The sequence below is a fragment of the Iodobacter fluviatilis genome (assembly GCF_004194535.1).
GTDB classification, from domain to species: Bacteria; Pseudomonadota; Gammaproteobacteria; order Burkholderiales; family Chitinibacteraceae; genus Iodobacter; species Iodobacter fluviatilis_A.
In genome coordinates, this window is sequence record NZ_CP025781.1 from 3,982,097 (window position 1) to 4,000,886 (window position 18,790).

General features: G+C 49.7%; 19 protein-coding genes. 4 read left to right on the top strand and 15 right to left on the bottom strand.

Translation table 11 applies throughout. The features are described 5' to 3' along the window. Positions 1–202: 202 nt before the first annotated feature. The 3 genes from eno (at position 203) to C1H71_RS17730 (ending at position 3,503) form a co-directional block, all read left to right on the top strand. Positions 203–1,498 (top strand): phosphopyruvate hydratase, encoded by a 1,296-nt coding sequence (gene eno, locus C1H71_RS17720; RefSeq protein WP_130107744.1) that lies wholly within the window; start codon positions 203–205, stop codon positions 1,496–1,498. Positions 1,499–1,572: 74 nt separating this feature from the next. Next, on the top strand, positions 1,573–1,905 hold the full coding sequence (ftsB, locus tag C1H71_RS17725; RefSeq protein ID WP_130107745.1) for a cell division protein FtsB: 333 nt from the start codon (positions 1,573–1,575) through the stop codon (positions 1,903–1,905). Between the two features lie 122 nt (positions 1,906–2,027). Further along, the gene (locus C1H71_RS17730) at positions 2,028–3,503 is read left to right on the top strand and encodes an aminotransferase-like domain-containing protein (RefSeq protein ID WP_188053387.1); all 1,476 of its coding nucleotides are present in this window, start codon (positions 2,028–2,030) and stop codon (positions 3,501–3,503) included. Here C1H71_RS17730 and C1H71_RS17735 read toward each other — a convergent pair. From C1H71_RS17735 to C1H71_RS20795, 11 genes are all read right to left on the bottom strand, one after another. Next, positions 3,487–3,774 carry a hypothetical protein gene (locus C1H71_RS17735; RefSeq protein WP_130107747.1) on the bottom strand — a complete coding sequence of 96 codons (288 nt, stop codon included), beginning with the start codon at positions 3,772–3,774 and terminating at the stop codon, positions 3,487–3,489. The two genes, C1H71_RS17730 and C1H71_RS17735, sit on opposite strands and share 17 nt — an antisense overlap. Before the next feature lie 152 nt (positions 3,775–3,926). Continuing rightward, positions 3,927–5,654, bottom strand: a complete 1,728-nt coding sequence (gene mnmC / locus C1H71_RS17740; protein ID WP_130107748.1) for an FAD-dependent 5-carboxymethylaminomethyl-2-thiouridine(34) oxidoreductase MnmC — start codon at positions 5,652–5,654, stop codon at positions 3,927–3,929. A gap of 7 nt (positions 5,655–5,661) precedes the next feature. Next, positions 5,662–6,897, bottom strand: a complete 1,236-nt coding sequence (locus C1H71_RS17745) for an MFS transporter (RefSeq protein WP_130107749.1) — start codon at positions 6,895–6,897, stop codon at positions 5,662–5,664. Positions 6,898–6,978: 81 nt separating this feature from the next. Continuing rightward, a complete protein-coding gene (locus tag C1H71_RS20790) occupies positions 6,979–7,152 on the bottom strand; it encodes a hypothetical protein (RefSeq protein ID WP_188053389.1) in 174 nt (57 codons plus the stop codon). Positions 7,153–7,247: 95 nt separating this feature from the next. Next, positions 7,248–8,003 (bottom strand): pyridoxine 5'-phosphate synthase, encoded by a 756-nt coding sequence (locus C1H71_RS17750; protein WP_188053391.1) that lies wholly within the window; start codon positions 8,001–8,003, stop codon positions 7,248–7,250. A 31-nt stretch (positions 8,004–8,034) separates the two neighbouring features. After that, positions 8,035–8,436 (bottom strand): VOC family protein, encoded by a 402-nt coding sequence (locus C1H71_RS17755; RefSeq protein WP_130107750.1) that lies wholly within the window; start codon positions 8,434–8,436, stop codon positions 8,035–8,037. 144 nt (positions 8,437–8,580) lie between these two features. After that, a complete protein-coding gene (locus C1H71_RS17760) occupies positions 8,581–9,102 on the bottom strand; it encodes a class IV adenylate cyclase (RefSeq protein WP_130107751.1) in 522 nt (173 codons plus the stop codon). 47 nt (positions 9,103–9,149) lie between these two features. Next, positions 9,150–9,347 (bottom strand): YqaE/Pmp3 family membrane protein, encoded by a 198-nt coding sequence (locus C1H71_RS17765; RefSeq protein WP_130107752.1) that lies wholly within the window; start codon positions 9,345–9,347, stop codon positions 9,150–9,152. Positions 9,348–9,374: 27 nt separating this feature from the next. Continuing rightward, positions 9,375–10,013 (bottom strand): GNAT family N-acetyltransferase, encoded by a 639-nt coding sequence (locus tag C1H71_RS17770; protein ID WP_262488320.1) that lies wholly within the window; start codon positions 10,011–10,013, stop codon positions 9,375–9,377. 178 nt (positions 10,014–10,191) lie between these two features. Next, positions 10,192–10,734 carry a GNAT family N-acetyltransferase gene (locus C1H71_RS17775; RefSeq protein WP_130107753.1) on the bottom strand — a complete coding sequence of 181 codons (543 nt, stop codon included), beginning with the start codon at positions 10,732–10,734 and terminating at the stop codon, positions 10,192–10,194. 646 nt (positions 10,735–11,380) lie between these two features. Next, the gene (locus C1H71_RS20795) at positions 11,381–11,548 is read right to left on the bottom strand and encodes a hypothetical protein (RefSeq protein WP_188053393.1); all 168 of its coding nucleotides are present in this window, start codon (positions 11,546–11,548) and stop codon (positions 11,381–11,383) included. Positions 11,549–11,737: 189 nt separating this feature from the next. Between C1H71_RS20795 and C1H71_RS21130 the strand changes: the two genes are divergently transcribed. Beyond that, complete coding sequence (locus C1H71_RS21130) at positions 11,738–11,998, top strand: hypothetical protein (protein ID WP_130107754.1); 261 nt, start codon at positions 11,738–11,740, stop codon at positions 11,996–11,998. A 748-nt stretch (positions 11,999–12,746) separates the two neighbouring features. Here the strand turns inward: C1H71_RS21130 and C1H71_RS17785 are convergent. The 4 genes from C1H71_RS17785 to C1H71_RS17800 form a co-directional block, all read right to left on the bottom strand. Continuing rightward, a complete protein-coding gene (locus C1H71_RS17785) occupies positions 12,747–13,691 on the bottom strand; it encodes a GNAT family N-acetyltransferase (protein ID WP_130107755.1) in 945 nt (314 codons plus the stop codon). Continuing rightward, positions 13,688–14,965 (bottom strand): phenylacetate--CoA ligase family protein, encoded by a 1,278-nt coding sequence (locus C1H71_RS17790; RefSeq protein WP_130107756.1) that lies wholly within the window; start codon positions 14,963–14,965, stop codon positions 13,688–13,690. Before C1H71_RS17790 ends, C1H71_RS17785 begins: the two co-directional genes overlap by 4 nt. Positions 14,966–15,183: 218 nt before the next feature. Then, the gene (locus tag C1H71_RS17795) at positions 15,184–17,628 is read right to left on the bottom strand and encodes an acyl-CoA reductase (RefSeq protein ID WP_130107757.1); all 2,445 of its coding nucleotides are present in this window, start codon (positions 17,626–17,628) and stop codon (positions 15,184–15,186) included. Positions 17,629–17,630: 2 nt separating this feature from the next. Then, complete coding sequence (locus C1H71_RS17800) at positions 17,631–18,761, bottom strand: LuxE/PaaK family acyltransferase (protein ID WP_130107758.1); 1,131 nt, start codon at positions 18,759–18,761, stop codon at positions 17,631–17,633. Positions 18,762–18,790 lie beyond the last annotated feature (29 nt).

The following is an 18,790-nucleotide window of genomic DNA, read 5'->3' on the forward strand; positions in this document are numbered from 1 at the left end:
GCCCCCAAGAATGAAAGAATTGCTGATCGTACTCAAAGACGGCGGGGGTGCTTTAAGGCACACTCGTAGATTGAGTACTCGCTGTAATATTTTGGCAGTTTAAATGACATAAAGTTGAAAGGCTGCCAAATCTGAATTTTTTAGTGCCGGAGGTTTTCCGGTGTAGCTACTCAGACCAACCCTCCTTAAAGGTGTTTGAAATATGAGCGCAATTGTAGAAGTAATCGCCCGTGAAATTCTTGATTCTCGTGGCAACCCAACTGTAGAAGCCGATGTATTGTTGGAATCAGGCGTAATGGGCCGTGCCGCTGTGCCGTCTGGTGCATCCACTGGCGAGCGTGAAGCGCTTGAGCTACGTGATGGTGATAAATCCCGTTACCTTGGCAAGGGTGTATTGAAGGCGGTTGAAAACATCAACACCGAAATCTGTGAAGCCATTATTGGTTTAGATGCGGCTGACCAAGCGTTTATCGACAAAACCATGATCGACTTAGATGGTACTGACGACAAGCGCAATCTGGGTGCAAATGCAATTTTGGCCGTATCGATGGCTGTAGCGAAGGCCGCTGCTGAAGAAGCTGGCTTGCCGCTGTATCGTTATATTGGTGGTTCAGGCCCGATGAGCCTGCCAGTGCCAATGATGAATGTGGTTAACGGTGGTGAACACGCATCAAATAGCTTGGATTTCCAAGAGCTGATGATTGTGCCAGTTGGCGCGCCAACTTTCCGCGAAGCACTGCGCTACGGCGCTGAAGTATTCCACAACCTGAAAAAAATCCTGCACGACAAGGGTATGCCTACCCAAGTGGGCGATGAAGGTGGTTTTGCTCCGGATGTAGCCAATGCAGAAGAAGCATTGGAAATGATTATGTCTGCGATCGAAAAAGCAGGCTATAAAGCCGGCACGGATTTCTGCATTGCTCTGGATTGCGCTGCTTCTGAGTTCTTTGATAAAGAAACTGGCAAGTATGTTTACAAGAAAAGTGATAAACGCGCGCTGACATCTGAAGAGCAAGTGGATTACTTAGAAAGCTTGGTTAATAAATTCCCAATTATCTCGATCGAAGATGGTATGGGCGAGCGCGACTGGGCGGGTTGGAAAGTATTGACCGATCGCTTGGGAAAACGCGTGCAAATCGTGGGCGATGATTTGTTTGTAACCAACACCAAGATTCTGGCAGAAGGGATTCGCTTAGGCGTTTGTAACTCTATCCTGATCAAGGTTAACCAGATTGGTTCATTGTCAGAAACACTGGCTGCTGTTGATCTGGCCAAGCGTCATGGTTACACCTCGGTCATGAGCCATCGTTCAGGCGAAACCGAAGATGCAACCATTGCTGATTTGGCTGTGGCAACTAACTGCATGCAAATCAAAACCGGCTCATTAAGCCGTTCTGATCGTATTGCTAAATACAATCAATTGATTCGTATTGAAGAAGAATTGGGTGAAGCAGCGGTTTACCCAGGTATCGGTGCTTTTTACCAAATTAATAAGTAAAGACTGACTTATTATCAGGTAGTATCACAAACCGGAATCTTTGATTCCGGTTTTCTTCTATTTAGAATCTAACTATGCGCCTGCTTGCTATTGTATTTTCCATCATGATTGCTGCTTTGCAATGGCCCCTTTGGGTGGGCAAAGGCAGTTGGTTGCGCGTATGGCAGCTTGATCATCAGCTTGTCGAAAAAAAACTACAGAATGAAAAATTAAAAGAGCGTAATGACGCATTAGATGCGGATGTGCGCGATTTAAAAACCGGCTCAGATGCGATTGAAGAGCGTGGGCGGAATGAATTAGGCATGATTCGTCAGGATGAGGTTTTTTTCCAAGTTTTAGATAAAGATCACCCCATTGTTTCTACTCCAACTACACCTGCGCCAGCAGGGGCTAGTGCGGTGAAATAGCTGCATGTCTTGTATTTATCCAGTAGATGACTTAGCGGTACACTTTTAAAATATTTATCTTTTTTTGCCACTGTAATCCTTGCTCGGGCTAAGATATAGTAAGGTCATCTATGGAGTTTGTGATGACTGATCTCTCTTTACCTAACGCTAATCAGCGGCGTAAAACTGAAACGCTGTATTTTCAATTGGCAGGTGAATTGGCTCAGGCCATTCAATCTGGCGTATTGCAGTTAGGCGAAAAACTCCCCTCTATTCGTAAGCTATCCGCGCAGCGGCAGGTTAGCCTTTCTACCGTAATGGAAGCTTACCGTGAGCTAGAAGACCGCGGCTTAATCGAAGCACGTCCTCAGTCTGGTTTTTATGTACAAAAGCATCGCAATGGTTTTTCTGCCCCAGAGCTAACCCAGCCTCCGCAGCAAGCGCGGCAAGTGGTGGTTGATCCTATGTGGCTGCCCGCTACTTTGGCACGTTTGCATGCTATTAAAATTGATTTCGGCTTCGCTATTTTAGCCCCCGCATTGTTTCCTAATCAGCAATTGCAGCGTTTATTGGCGCAAGTGACTCGACATTCGCCGGAGCTGATTGCAGATTATGGTCGCCCCGCGGGTGATGTGGAATTACGCCGTCAAATTGCCCGTCGTGCATTGAATTGGGGGGGCCAATTTGAGGCGGAAGAAATACTGATTACCCAAGGGGCCATTGAAGCGCTTAATTTATGTTTAAGAGCGGTGACTCAGCCAGGGGATGTTGTGGCGATTGAATCGCCCGCGTATTTTGGTTTATTGCAGATATTAGAAAGCTTTCAGCTTAAAGCGCTAGAAATCCCTACGCATCCACAAACGGGCATATCCATTGAGGCGCTGGAATTAGCCACACGCAGTGGTGAAGTAAAAGCCTGTGTATTGCTCCCTAATTTTTCTAATCCATTAGGGAGTTTAATGCCGGATGAAAATAAAAAACGTTTGGTGGAGTTACTGGCAGAGCGGCATATTCCTTTAATTGAGGACGATTTATACGGCGAGTTTTATTACAAAGGGGATAGGCCTCGGCCAGCAAAAGCTTTTGATAAAGAAGGTAATGTGATGCTGATTTCTTCTTTTACTAAAACCGTTGCTCCGGGCTTTAGAATTGGTTGGGTGGTGGCTGGGCGCCATCATCAAAAAGTAGAGCAGCTTAAGTTTATTAATACCTTTTCTAATGCGATGCCCCTGCAAAGAACCATTGCTAAATTTTTAGAGAGTGGCGGTTATGATCATCATTTGCGCCGCCTGCGCCGTGCTTGCTTTGATCAGGTTATGCTCGCGGTGGCGGCGATTGAGCGGTTTTTTCCAAGCGATACGCGCCTGCATGTGCCGCAAGGCGGTTATGTTTTTTGGATTGAATTAAATGCCGTCGTCGATACTTTATTGCTGCTTCAGCATGCTTTAAGGGAGGGGATAAGCTTTACCCCTGGTCCTTTGTTCTCACCCAGTCACAGCTATCGCAACTGTTTGCGTATCTGCTGCAATGAGCCGTGGGGCGCACGGCACGACCATGCAATTGAACGTCTAGGAGAGCTGGTTCAGCAGCAGATTAGCGAAGCTACCACGACACGCTGACCACTTTGCCATCGGCTGCTTGGGCATTGTCTTTGCTCATCACCACAAGGCAGCTTTGTGGTGTATTGGGCTGAGCTTCTTCGCAGCCATCGGAGTAAGTCATTATGCATGGCGGATTGCTATGTGATTCATCTACTAGAATTACATTCATTCGTACGCCGCAAAAGTTATTAATGGCTTGCTGTAAGCCAAGAATGTCATTGATATCTGCGCGTGACTCGGTGTGAAGAAAGCACAATCCAAGGGCTAGGATGGGGATGATGCTGCGCATGATAAACCTCCTACATTGTTAATTGCAGGATAGGTCGCGCTTTATGTTTGTAAGTGCTTAGTGAGGCTTTAGCCGCTAGACGGGTGCCTCAATAGCATGACCGGTAAGTTGTTATGGGTTTTGACGTAGTTTATGCTAAAGAGGTGTAATTATTATTTAGTTTGCTGCAAACCAGTCGACAGGTTTTTCAAGCTTCTACGATGTTTTCTGAGTAAAAATCGCGAGGGGTCAAGGGCATGTATTAAATCGGCTTCGAGGGGGGCCGGGTCGTTATTTAACTGGCAGGCTAGTACTTCGGCGGCAATGATTGCCCAGCTGAGGCCGCGCGAGCCTAATCCTAGTAAGCCATATAGCCCTTTTTGCCTAGGAATTTGATGTAATTGATGCAGCGCCATGGGTATGTTTTTGGGGTCGTGCAAGGCACCAACTAAAGGAAGCCGATCAAGGCTATTGGGACGATAACAGGCGCGGCTGCTGTGGGTTGTTTTTGTGGCTAAATCAGGTAGTAAAGCGTGTAATTCCGCTAAATTATTGGTGGCTGCAGCATTTAAATCATTATCTTTTATCTCAGCTGCGCCAATGCAGCGGTAGCCTTGAAACGCGGCGGTTAAATAGCCTGAGCCGCTTAAGTTGTATTTTGGGTGCTCAAAATCTGCAATAAGACTGGTGCTTCTGAGCGTTTTGCTAAGGGGGAGCTCTAACTCTGTCAGTAAATCGAGTGCTTCGGTGGCATTGGCAATAATCAATACAGGGCTACTTGCAATAACACTGCCATCTGCGGCAATGGCCTGCCAACCTTCTGTGGTTTGATGAATGCGATCTACTTTATGCCCAAAGTGCGTGGTTATTCGCTTGGGCCAGCGGGCTAGGTTGGCCTGACAAATGCTGGCTGGATTGGCCCAGCCACCCTGAGAAAACCACCAGCCACCGTGACTTGGGCGTGCGCCAAGCTGCACCTCGGCATCGTTTTGGCTAAGCCACTTTAATAAGCTGGCAGGGTATTGTTGGGCGATTTCTTGCATCAGCACAGCTTGCGCATCGTTTTTGGCAATTTGCAGAATGCCATCGTTACCAAAAAACACCTCAAGCTTGGCTTGTTTTAGACGTTGAAGATGTTGCTGGGTTTCTGCACAGCCAGCGCGGCTAAGCCTTGCAGCATAATTGTCATCGAGGCTGGCGCTTGGGTGAAATAATCCCGCGTGGTTGCCGGAGGATTTCGTCGCTACGTTCGCAGCGGCATCAATGATATCAACAAGCCAGCCACGGCTCGCTAAGCGCTCGGCGATGCTGGTGCCCGCCAAACCTGCGCCAATAATCAGCGCTTGATGCGGGTACTTGTTAGATTTATCGATAGGGGGGCGAGTACAAAAACCTGCGTAATAATCGCCGTGCTTAACCATGCCAAAGCCGCTACTTTTTTGTAATGCGGCATCGGCGTTGTTATAGGCGACGAGTTGGGTATTGGTACTCGATAACCGCCACAGTGCTTTGTAGTGCGCGGGGCGAGTGGGGGCATTGAGATCAATCGCATTAATTGTGGCGTTGACGCTGCGTAATTGGTTGAGCGTATCGCCCCAAATCAGCGTCAATATCACATAACCCGCCACAAAATGCAGGCGCTGAAAACCTTTGCATAATGTGGGCCAGTTTTGTATGAGTGTGGCGTAAAACTCGGCTAGATCGGGATGGGGGCAGGCCGGTGGTGTTTTGTGGCTAACAAAGGCTAAGTAATGCAGGCGTTGGCTACGTTTTTGATCTTTTTGCCATGCTTGCCATGTTTGCAAAAAGCCTTGGGCATTGGCAAAGTCAAATTGCAAAAAAGTGAAGCTAGGCTGGCCTTGCCAGCGTGCAGGAAGGCCGTGCGCGGCTAAAAAATCCATATCGGCCTTAGGAGATGGTTGCGTTAGAAATGCGCTGATGTTTATCCATGAATTTTTTCAGCGCAAATATAAACACACCACCAACAATAAGTAGGGCGCTAGCAAAAAAGCGATTGCCAGCCAGTAAATGCCCAGCTTTAACTCCCTCAATGCCAAGGCTATACACGCCCATGGTAATCATCCCAAAGGCTGCAGCTACCGTGCCTTTGCTGACATCGCTAGAGAACAACACCAGCCTAAATAAGCCTGCATTAACCAGCCCGCAGCCAAAAGCGTAAAAGCTAATGCCGATCACTAGATAAATATAGTGACTAGGCGCGAAAAGCATGGCGATAAAGCAAAAGCTTAAACCAAACACCTGAGGGATCAGGCCCAAGCCTATCATTCTGCGCACTGGCAGGTGATTGCTTAGCTTGGCGAGGGTGAAATTGCCAATAATTAAAGCGGCAAATACAGGGATTTGCCAATAACCAAATTCAATCGGTGATAAGCCTGCATCGCCAATTAAAATAACCGGCGAAATGCCAATCCAAGTTAGCAATGGCACACTACATAAGCCCATTGCTAAAGCGCCAGTTAAAAAATGTGTATTACTAAATACATTTTTATAATCTTGCCAAACCGCACGATAAGTAAAAGGGGATAGGTTTTTATTGGGGACGATTCTGGGCAGAGCGTGCCAAAGCCCAATAAAGGATACAAAAGCCACCGCCGCAATTAACACAAAAATCATTCGCCAAGGCGCTAGCTCCATCATAATCGCGCCTGCTAAAGGGCCAAGTAAAGGGGCAATCATGGCGACATTGGCCATGAGCGCCGTGACTTTAATTGCAGTTTTTTCGTCGAAGGATTCTTGCACCAGCGCATAGCCCACTGCGCCAATGAAGCACATGCCTACGCCTTGAAATACCCGTAAAACAATAAATTGCTCAATAGAGTGGGTAAAGAGGGTGAGTAAACACGTGGTGATAAAAAAGGCTACGCCATATAGCATCACCGGTCTGCGGCCAATTCGATCTGACAATGGGCCAAGCAGCCATTGTAAAGATGCGCCACCCACTAAATAAGCCGTCATTGAGGTAGGCACCCATTGTGGCCCCGCATTAAATTCCCGCGTAACTGCCAGCATGCCCGGCAAAATCATATCGTTGGCGATATAAGTGGAAAATTCAAACAATACCAAAGCTAAGGGCAGGAGCATCGTGCGCCAAGTCAATTGGGTTATTAGTGTGTTAGCGGGCATTGTATGTAAGCATGGTCGGTGGGCAGTGCAGCAGTCTGGCGTTTTTAGGCCGCCGTGCCTAGAGAAGAATTCCCATTTGGTTTAATTGGTTTCGGCAGCCGCCGCAGCAGAGGCTTGTTCGGCAGATTGCTTTAGCATGATGCCCTCAACGGCCTTGGCTTTATCTAGGGCTTCACGTTGAGGTTCGGCAATTTTTTGTGGGCTGGGGCCGCATGCGCTTAGGGTAAGGGCTAGGCAGATTAGGGTGGTTTTCATGTTTACCTACATTGGTGGCTGTGGTGGTTGCTGGGAAAAACGATGTTGCGTGTGTGAGGGGTTTGCTGCGCCCACGCACTTATAATAAGCGGCTGTTAATCGTAAGCTTTATCAATGCACGCCTGATACGCATTCACTGCTTTGGTGTAACCCAGCTCCAGTGCATCGGCAATAAAAGCGTGGCCGATGGATACTTCTTGCACACCAGGCACGGCTTTTAAAAAGCGTGTCAGATTGTCGCAGTTTAGATCGTGCCCCGCGTTTATACCCAGCCCTGCCGCCAAAGCGGCCTCTGCTGTAGCGGTAAAGCCCGCTAGTACGCTGGCTTCTTGCCCGCTACCATAGGCGTTGGCGTAGGTCTCTGTGTAAAGCTCGATACGCTCAGCGCCCAGCGCTGCCACCAAGGGCATCGCTTCTGGATTTGGATCCATAAACAAACTCACTCTAACGCCTAGTGCCTTACATTCGGCAATGAGTGGGCGTAGTTTGTTCATGTCCTCGGGTAGGCTCCAGCCAAAGTTGGAGGTGAATTGGTCTTCGCCATCGGGCACGAATGTCGCCTGATGCGGGCGAAATTTACGGATAAAATCCATCAAGTTTTGGGTGGGATTCCCTTCGATATTGTATTCAGCCTGCGGCCATGCTTTGAGCAGGGTGGCAAGATCGCTTACATCGTCGCTGCGAATATGGCGCGCATCTGGCCTAGGGTGAACGGTGATGCCCTGTGCGCCAGCTTGCAGGCACAGCTCTGCTGCTTTCACTACGCTAGGAATGCTTAGATGGCGCGTATTGCGCAGCAGCGCTACTTTGTTGACATTGATGGAAAGTGCGCAGCGTGTCGTAGAGCTCATTATCATCCTTATTTAGTGCTAGGCAGGCTTTTTATAGTGCTAAGCCTGCATCCATATATATTAATTCCCAGATATGCCCATCTAAATCCTGAAAACCGTGGGCATACATAAAGCCATGGTCTTGTGCTTCGTTATACATTGCGCCACCCGCTGTGACGGCTTTACGGACGATTTGGTCTACTTCTTCGCGGCTATCGCAGGATAGGCAAAGCAGCATTTCGGTATGCGTCTGGGTATTACACAGCATCTTGGGGGTGAAGGAAAGAAATCTAGCCTCGCTTAAGAGCATGACAAAAATATCATCTGAAATCATCAGGCAACTGGCGCTGCTGTCAGAAAACTGCGGGTTAAAATTAAAACCCAGCTGGGTAAAAAACGCGATGGATTCTTCCAGACTTTTTACAGCTAGATTGACATAAATCTTGCGGCTCATTGCTGCACCCTCGGCTAAGTGAAAGATTTTACAGCAAGAAGTATAGGGGGAATGCAGAAAATCGCAGTGAATGTAAGGGTTCTGTCTATAAGCAGCATACTGATGGCGGACATTTTGCTAAGTATTGTCAATGTGGCTGGGGATTTAAGTGTGGTTTTTTGCCGCGAGCAAATCTAAATAAGCGATTTCAATGAGCTGCTCAGCCTGAATGCCCAGCTTTGCCATTAATTGCTGCGCTTCTACTTGGCCCGCTTCGGCGGTTTCGTTTTCTGCTAACACCACTTCCAGCTCTAAAAACTCACCTAAACCTTTTACTCGGTCCAAATGCACACGGGTACGTCCACATAGATAGAAGGTGCGATGTTTTTCTACTCGGCCAATTTTGCCATTGGAATAAGCGAGCACTTCCCTTAGCGCATCTGGCTCTGCCGTAGTGGAAATAACATAAAACGATTCCTTAGGGCCGAGCCGATTGGCGCGGCGATAAAAGATAAGCTTGCCACTGCCATCTGTAAAAGCCCGCAATTTTAAGCGGCCATTTTCGCAGGCAAAGAAAGTATCGTCTTGAATAATCTCAATGGGCGCGGTATTGCTAAGCGATTCAAGTATCGGGATAAGCGCGGCAATGCTATCGATGTGCGCTTTAATTTCTATATTACGTGCCATAGTTGACTAAACCTGCCTGTGGATAATGATTGAAGAGGAGGCTATTGTTAGTCTTTTTTATTGGCTAAAGCTCTTTCTATTTTTTGGTCGGTTTTAAATTGACTGAGTGCATAAACTGCCCAAATTGCCGCAGGTAGCCAACCAATTAAGGTGATTTGCAAAATAAGGCAAAAAATCCCTGCAAAAGGGCGGCCAATAGTAAAAAAAGCAAGAAAGGGTAGAAATATAGCAATAATGAGGCGCATGGATATTCCAATGGTCGATTTGTTAAATTACGGTTTATTTGATAGCTGCTTGAAGTAAAGCGAAGTTGGCGCTAGTTCTCCAGAGGGATTGGCTGCAAAATCGGGAATCTCACCCGCCCGTTGCCAGCCTAGTTTTTGGTAAAGGGTTTCTGCATCAGAGCCGGTTTGCGTATCCAGTACTAATAAATGGCGGCCTTGGCTGTAGGCGAATTGCTCTAGGTGTTGCATCAGCTGGCTAGCAATGCCTTGGCCTCGGTATTCTTTTAAAACGATTAGTTTTTGCACTTCAGCCCGATGCTGGCCGTTTTCTTTGCCGCACAAGTCCAATTGAGCGGTGCCAATCACTTGCTCGTCTTGCTCGGCAATCCAAAGGACTAGGCCTTGGTTTTGTAAAACATTTTGCCAATAGGCCAAGGCCGCGCTGGCTGGTAGTGGTGCTAAAAATCCTATGGATGCGCCATGCTGCACACCATTTTGTAATAAAGCCACTAAGCCCGTTAATAGAGAGGTTTCGTGTGGGCTTACTTGCCTAATCTGCAGCATATTGTTGCTCGTTGAAGTGTAGGGGTTGCTGGCTAGCTGATTAATCTGCTTGGAGGCCTCTAAGTCTGATTCTTTGGCTAAGCTTAAATTCACGCGCAGCTTGTATCGTTTTTGTTCGGCCACGTGCGCTCTTTCTTCTAGGTGGGATGGCCAAATTAACGGGGCAAAGAAAAAAATCAGTGCTTCTATGCTGCTTTCTCCGTTGGGGTGTGTAGAGCCTAAGCAGGCATGCCTTGGCTGGCCCACAAATTAGCTGCAGACGCTGCCGTGATCTTTGCGCCCAAGAAGCTGCTGACGCGGCTTAATAATTTGCTTGCCACTCGCTTTTGAGTATGGCCAAGATCACGGTGTCCCACCATTTGTTTTTAAAATAGCGGTGTTCTAAAAAGCGCGCTTCTTCGCGCATGCCAAATTGGGTGCAAAGCGCAATGGCGGCTTTGTTGTTGGCGATGGTTTCTGCGTAGATGCGATGTAGGTTTTGCTGTTTAAAGCCGTAAGCCACTAAGGCACACATCGCTTCTGCGGCGTGGCCGGCCCCTTGGTAAGCCCTGGCAATGCCGCAGCCAATGGAGGCTTGTTGGTCTGCTTCTACTCTTAATCCCGCCGTGCCAATGAGTTGTTGGCTGGTTTTGTCGATCATAGCTAGCTGGAATTTGTTTCTAGGTGTTTCTGCGGCTTGCTCAATGAATAAACCGACTAGCTGGGTGGCTTTGCTACTTGAGCAATCTACTTCGCTATAAAAGCGTTGATATTTTTCATTTTGGGATAATGCGGTATATGCCGCCAAATCATCGGCTATAAAATCACGCAAAATTAGCCTTGGTGTTTCAATGAAAAAATGCATATTGTGGCCATAGTATTGGAGGGGGTATTAGCTAGCAGCCTGTCGGCCTTAGACGGTCGAAGCGAAACATCGCATGGTCGAGACCAGATTTTGCCGGATTTGCAGCGCTAATACGAGTTATTGGTCAAAAATCTGGTGAAATATAGGCCGATCAGGTGATTTTGCAGCTGACTGATGCTAAGTCCGACAGGCTGCTAGGGTCTGTTGACGTTTCATTCACGGCTGCGTTTGGCCCAGTTTTGGGGCTGAACAAGGAGAAAATGGCGACATGGTACGAGTGCCACCAGCGATTTTTAACGCCGTGCAGCCCCAAAAATGGGCCAAACTCGAAGGGCTGAGCCGGAAAATGGCCATTCACTGCGTTATGCTCCTCGACAATAACCCGTTATTGCCTTCGTCACATGCCTTGTGCCTAGCCGTTTTCCGGCTCAGTGCAATGGCGAATGAAACGTCAACAGACCCTAGATTAAGTCTTTATATGGCTTTGCTTGTAAGCTGTTTACACGGCTGTGTAAATTGCCCGCATGGGTCTCTAATTGATGGTTATTTAAAAAGCAGGCATTGGTGCAATTTACGGCAAGGTTAAAGGGGGCTTTGGTATTCTGGCCAAGGCGAAGTGCTAAACATGCCGTTGATGGGCTGGATATTAATTGGTATGCGAGCGGGGTGCTTTCTTGGCGTTGGCGCGCTTGTCAGAGACCACACCAAACGCTGCGCCAAAAATAGCACCAAAGCCAAAACCCAGCGCTAAGCTATCAAATGTGAAGCCTAAGGCGGTTCCTGCGCCTATTCCAATTGCTAGCCACAAACCCATAGTTAAACTCCTTTTCAGAAAGTATCGTATTGAAAAGATTCAATATTTACTGACGTGGGCTATCTTGCCACCTTGTTCGGCTTTCATCAATATGAATAAAACCTTGGTAGATAAGTTGACTTGAAAAAACTGAAGTGACTTATTGACTGATGCTACGCACCCAGAGCCCGAATCCATTAACCTTACAGAATGAAGCCTAAAGAACTTGAACTCTGTAGTGACTTTCTCATTGCAAGCTGCGGGAAGGCGACTGCGGCAGGATTGGCCGATGCGTTGGATCAAGAAGTAAGCCACGATCAAGTGACTAATGCTGTTTACTTAAGCCAAGCGAGTAGCATTTTTCGGTTTTTTTCCGAGATTCTGTTATGTTTTTTCGATCGTTTGCTCTGCTTTGGCGACACCCTTTCAAAGAAATCGCCTGAGAAGCATAAAAAAGCCTCGATTTCTTAGCTAGAAATCGAGGCTTTTTCCTTAAGAGACAAGAAAAAAGATCGTTTTGTCCACATTAGTTCGCTGGAATTGCTCGATCAACAAGCGGTGCACGGCTGGCTAAAAGGCTTCGATCAGGAAGTGATTTTGGTCCGCCGAATCTTTACAAACAAAGATGGCAGCACGGGCTTACTGTAGTGGTGTGTAGCGATTTGGAGTTAAACGCCGAGTCATGACGCAAAACACTTCTGTATTTATGTCGATTTACGCGGTGTTCAAGCTAGAAAGCTTAAAGATCAAGCACAAAGCTAACCACTTCGCGCTACCAAGCTCTTTATCAAAGCAACCCAGCAGGCTTTGCAGGAACTGCAAAATCTGCGGGTTGTAACATCAGTTACTAATGGTTCTTATCGCACTTGTTGAGGGATAAGGGTCCTAATCGAAGATTAAAGGGGCGAAGCTCACTGATGTGTGGGGGGGGCTCTAGCAGCCTGTCGGACTTAAGACTGATCTACTACGGAAAAGCCGGATTTGGCCATATTTCACGCATTTTCTCGTTGAATAGCCAGCTATTCGCCTCAAAAACCCGCGAAATCTGTCTCAAACCGGCCTTTTCCTCGCTACGATCGCTTAAGTCCGACAGGCTGCTAGGGCCTTTATCATTCACTGTGCTGCAAGCATTACATATGCTATCCCGTGATCTATTCTTTCATATTCCCATAATCAATTTGGTGTTTAGTCGGCCGAGTAAAAGTAATTTTAAAACCAGCTACTGGCGTGCACCCGTCAGTATTTCTGTAGGCTGTTTGAGGCTGCCTTGGTACAGTTTTCTGGCGATTGGGCAGCATAATTCCAGCTTATGTGCATTGTAGCCGCGCTGCATCAGGCCATACCACCCCTGAGCGGGGCCAGGCATAAAGCCGGCATATGCAAAACCTGCGCGGCGTAGCTGTTGCATGGCTGCTGGCGTATGTTGGTCTAGGTGCATGCGGAGATAAATCAGGCGGTTTTCAGGCATGTGGGCGACTTCATCCACGTTATCGGGGTGCAAATCAGTCAGTGTCACCTCAATTCGGTGCTCATGGCTTGCCACCGCCATCGGGGCTGGGGCGGCAGTGAAATCTCTTATGGAGTGTGTGCCAAAATTTTGCTCGATAGGGCCAAGCCAGTCTCGGCAGGATGAGGGCCACGGTAAGTCAGGCAAAGGAGAGGGCTGCAAAGGCAGGCAGCCCAACACCACGCTTTCACGCCACGCATTGCCAAACGGTGAGGCCACATAATCCAATAGCAAACCCGTAGTTTTGAAGCCCAATGTCTGAGCTAAATGCTGGCTTTGTGCGTGGGACGAGACCTGTTTGATTGTCAACGTACGCAGGCCGCATTCCCGCGCATAGTCTCGCAGGTAAGCCCCCAGTGTTGTGGCAATGCCCATGCCGCGTGCGCTGGGGTGAACAATATTGAGCGCCAGCTCGGCGCTATCTGGGCAATCCTTATGCATCCACAGCACGGCATGACCAACAATTTGGCCTTCCACACAGGCCACAACGGAATACCAGTGCTGTTGCTCGTTATTGCGGCAAATCATTGAGGGTAGATAAACATCCGGATATACATAGCAGTCACCATACACCGTGCGAAATAGGGCGCTCACTTTGTCGGCATCTTCTGGCACGAAGCCACGGATTGAAACGGCAAACTTGTTCCATTTACTCATGCTGGCTGCTCCGTTTGAACCACATAGGAACGCTGGTCCACCACACGCAATAACTTGCCTGAGCGAGGATGAAACGTCAGATTGTGAGCCGTGTGGCAAGCGATATCAACGCGCAACAGGTCACTTTGTGACAAGGTATTCATCGTTGGGTATTTCTCCAATAAAGCAGTATAAAGCGCTCCCTTCACGGCGTTGCTTAGGCCGCCATCCGGAGCAACCCGCAGAGTTAAGCGGTCCATGCCTTCTGCGCGGGCCAGCAATAATTGCCAAGACGCTGGGCCTAAATGCGCCTTCACAATGCCACCAATCTCCTCAGGGAAGAGCGAGAGCGTACCCAGCCGTACACGATAGCCCTGACTGGCACGGCCACGGAGTGCAAACTTGCGTTGCTTGGTGTCAGTCGGCTCACACCAAACAGCTAAGTCACCGGTTGGGTAACGAATCAGCGGCATCAAGCGCCGTTGCAGGTTGGTCACGACCAACACGCCTGTTTGACCTACCGCCTCAATGGGCTCGCCGGTGGTTTCGTCGATGATTTCCACTAAGGCGTCACCATCGAATACATGGTGCTCGCCTAATAGGCAATCTGGTGTACTGGCTCCTATCAAACCCGCATCAACACTGGCGCAGCCCACTGAGGCGTAGCGGGCGTTCGGTAAGGCCAGCGAAAGCATGGATAGCTGCTCTTCAAATAAACTTTCGCCACCATACAGAACCAGCGTGACGCTGTTGAGCACCTGACCGCGCTCGAGCAATTGGCTGGCGAAACGCAATAGTTGAGCGGGCACACCAGCCAGTACATTGATTTGATGGGTTTCAATCGCCTGAGCCAGTAGCGTGGTCTCAACCGCACCGGTAAAAGGGTATTCGCAGACGGGCACGGGCGAGTGCGCCAATGCACCATGAATAAATAGGAAGCTGGTGTATAAATCGCCCGCAAAGAACAAATTGGCTACTCGGTCGCCAGGGTTGAGTTGTGAACCCATTCCTTGGCCAAAAACACGCACAAAATCACGCCATTCCTCACGGGAATACACCGACAGCTTGCCATTCCCGGTTGATCCCCCTGTTTTAAAAACATGGCCATCAATGATGGGGCCGGTTAGTGCTGGCCAGGACGACAATGTTTGCGACTGCTGCCAATACAAAGCAGGGTCGATCAGTGGCAAGTCGCGTAGTTGCCAACCAGAGCGGGGGATGTCTCGATACAGCGCAGCATAGAAAGGGGAATTTTGGCGTGCGTACTGCACGAGCTGTTCTATGAGAAGGGTCATTTGTATAGCTTCCTGCAAGCAGTCAATTCACTTTACCCATGCATCCGTCAGCAGAAAGGGCGAAATGGTAGCTTGTTGTTGCGCTCATTTTTACAGGCGGGAAGGCCTGTTGTGATGCGCCTGTTCTAAGGGAGTGGGTGCGAGTCTAAGTTAATCTGCACGCTCCATCTGGGTATTGCTACCCAGTGGAGAGGTAAATTAAGTCATGACGTGCAGATTTAAGCAGTGCCCGCAGGCTCGGCCGTGTTGTTTAATGCGGGCTGTCGCTGATCCAGTACCAGCGGTGTTTTGCCACTTTGTGGATGGCGTTGGAAATCCGTCGATCGCTTATGGATCACCTTCATATCGAGTAGCCCGCTATTCAGTGCCTCTCCTAGCTCGCTGTGCTGGCTTAAATATTGGCGGACATGTTCAATATCACCCTCTGCTTGTACCACTAGATGCTCTTTGCCACTGGCGGTGTAGTTAATCAAGAACTGTAGCGGTACGCCTATTGCCTTAGCATTGAGCGTAGGGTTGAAAAAGACGGTTCCCACCCGTAGCAACTGGCCGTGCCTGCCACATAGCTCGAATCGCGGCGCGGGCAATCCACATTTACACGGACCCGTCACCCAGCGGCCCAAATCACCGAGATCATAGCGTGTCACCGCCTGTCCCTCACGTGCACGAGAGGTAAATAATAAGCGGCCAGCCACACCTGGCGCAGCGGCTTGGTCTTGCTCGGTATCCACAATTTCTAGCCACTGGGTATCGGCCAATAGATGGAATACACCATCGGGCGAATTACCACAGCTGTGGCCTAATGGGCCGGCGTCAACGGAGCCATAAATGGCTGAACAGATCATTGACACACCGAATCCAGCCAAGAACTCACGCTGTTGCGGATTCAAGTGTTCCCCGCCCAGCATGATTTTTTGGATGCCGCCGTAAGCCCGCAGCCTAGCCTCTTCCCGTACAAATAAACGGTGAATCGTGCCGGGCATGCCAACGAGCGTATTGACGCGCTGGTCGATAATCAGCTGGGCAATTTCGCTGTAATCGTCGTCGCTCGGGCCGCCCATGGGGAAATGCACCGCTGACAATTTGTCCAAAATGGTGAAGAAGCTCAATAAGCCGCCATACAGGTTGCCGCCGTAGAGCAAATTCATGACTCGATCGTTTGCCGGATCAAGGCCCGCTGCAAACAAGCCATCTGCCGCAGCTTGCATTTGCCGGTGATAATCGCGATAGCTGAAACCCGCTAGTTTGGGCTTGCCGCTGCTACCGCCGCTACGGAAGAATAGTTGGGCATTCGCGGTCATGGGCGTTTGCTGGAAAGCAATCTTATCCATAATCGGCTGTGTAATTAAACCTTCTGGCTCCGCTGGAAGGTGGTCAAGCGTGACGTGGTGCGGCAGCGCATCCGCCGCAAAACTCACCGATACCCGACGCGTTAGCCGTGCCAAAGCATACACACCGTCATGCGGCTCGCCTTCATACCCATCGTGCATCGCACTCACAGATGTCACACGGCTCACACCGGCGGCTAGCAACATCTGGCTCAATAGTGCTAAATCATGGGTATGTGCTACTAAGCCGCAGGTCTGCAGCCGAGTACGCCAAGCTTGCAGTGTCTCTACCAACTGTGCTCGTGGCACTGGCCGTAGCTGTACCGTGCGAAATAATGGCGACGCCACTAAGGCGGCTGTTTGCGCCCAAATAATACGCCACCCCTCACCCTGCCAAACATGCCCTGGTACATCGGAGAAGCTTTGATCAAGCCGTGCGAACGCAAGCTGGCTGCTGATTTCGGCAGACTCTTGCTCGCTAGGGATTAATCCAGGCCATTGCTGGGCACGCCGTGCGAGTGCTTGGGCCAACTGCTCGCCCACTTCCCGTAATACGGCAGGGTCTTCGCTATCTACCAATATGCATTGCGGGCTGGAGCACGCCTGTTGGTCAAAGCGACAAACTTCATCGGCTACGGCATCGAGCTGCGCCTCGCTTGCAGCGCTGGGCACTACATACGCAAAGCTGATGCGGTGCCCCCAGTCTATCCAGCGGCAGCCGGCGGGTAATTGCTGCCGAATAGCGGTCAGTGCCGTATCCCCACCCCAAGCAGACACCGCATCAGCTCGGCTGAATATGCGGGCCAGATCAGTATTGGGCCAAGGTAATACAGCGAGATAATCTGCCAATGTGCCGGTGCGGTCATGGCGAAGAAACGCTGCCAATAACGTAGCGGTGCGCCCGTTATCGCTGCTACTAGGGCGCAGCCAATTGATATTGCCGACTAGCAAGCTTTCTAACATGGCGAAGAAAGGTAGTAAGGCCGAATTGGTTGGCGTGATATGGACGACCAACCCCAGCGGCCGCCAGCTTTCGAAATGCGGGCTACGGTAATCAATGCGGCGGAGCGAAAATGGCGCTTCGCCCAATTCTCGGGCTAGCTTAGTCGCCAAGGTATCGCGCTGGCAGAAGCCGTGCAGCGCAGTGCGGCTTTCGGTGTCTAGATTAAGCGCGTCGCTATCGTTTAATACCCATTGGGCAAAGCTTTCAGCACAAGCCAATACCGTTTCGCTATCCAGCCGCTGTGCTAGCGTCGTTGCTAGCTGGGTTTGTAAGGAGGCCAATACGTCGCCCGCCTCCGTTTGGCTTATGAGGGTACCTTGTACGAGATACATGCTTATGACTCCTTGATCAATTCAGATGCCGCTAGCGCACAGCTGCGGCTTTTACTGGTGCCAGCGCGTCCAAGTAGCTCAAACCAGTCGGTTTCAATGCCGCAGCCGCAGTCGTGCCCCGGATGTAAGGTGGCCAAGTCACTCATGACCACACTGTGGGCGGGGCTAGAGGTGATATAGGGCGATACGAAATGCAAAAAGCCCCTTGCGCCGTATGGCTGTGTGTCCAAGGTGGCTGGGTGGCGGATATAGGCGCGCGCATAGCTGGGAATATGAAAGTGATGGTTTGGGCATTCGATATAGGGCACCGGGTGCTCTACCGCACCATAGCCATCTCGGCAGCGCACGTCCGCAATACCCAGTTGCTCGCCTAGGCGTTGATATAACATGGCTTTAGGAATGGCTTGGTCGGCGTGGGTCTTCCAACCACCGCCTAGAAACACCAATGAATCAGGATGTAGCTTCAGTGCCGGATAGCCCATTTCCCGCATGCGTTCTAGCGCAAACCACAAAAATGCCGGAAAGCCAAAGATACGTACCGGCAGGCCTTCTTCTGCAAACTCCTGCAAGGCCCGAATCACCCCAAACGGATCGAACTCGTTACCGTGGCCGTTATGCCGCAATGCATATACCGCTCGGTTGATTGGTGCGTATTTGCACAAAAATTGGTCGGTATAGGCCGTGCCGAGTGTGATTGCGCCAGCAGGCTCGTAACTTAGCAACAGATAATTGCAGGGCGTATCGGGGGTGTTCCAGCCGTATAGGTTAAAAATACGGTCAACCATTGCTTGGGCAGCACCTAGGCTGCGCTCATCGTAGCGCATGCGGCTTTTTTGGCCGCTGGTGCCCGATGAAGTCAGCTCCAACGCTTGTTCGCCCGTTTTGCTTAAGACCAAACGGCGTTTAAAATAATTGGCAAACAAGGGCGGCAAACTCGACCAGTCGCTCACGTTTTCTAGCTTCGCCTTATCCCATCCATTGGACGCTAACCATTGTGCGTAGCCTGGCGATTCATCGCAGTGATATTTAGTGAGTTCACGCATCGCTGCGTTAAATAGCTGATCGCAAGCAGGATCGGCACGATAGGGGGATTCGATGGCGCATAGCGCATCGACATGGACGAGTGAGGCCACAAATGATCTCCTAAGCAAGATAAATAAAC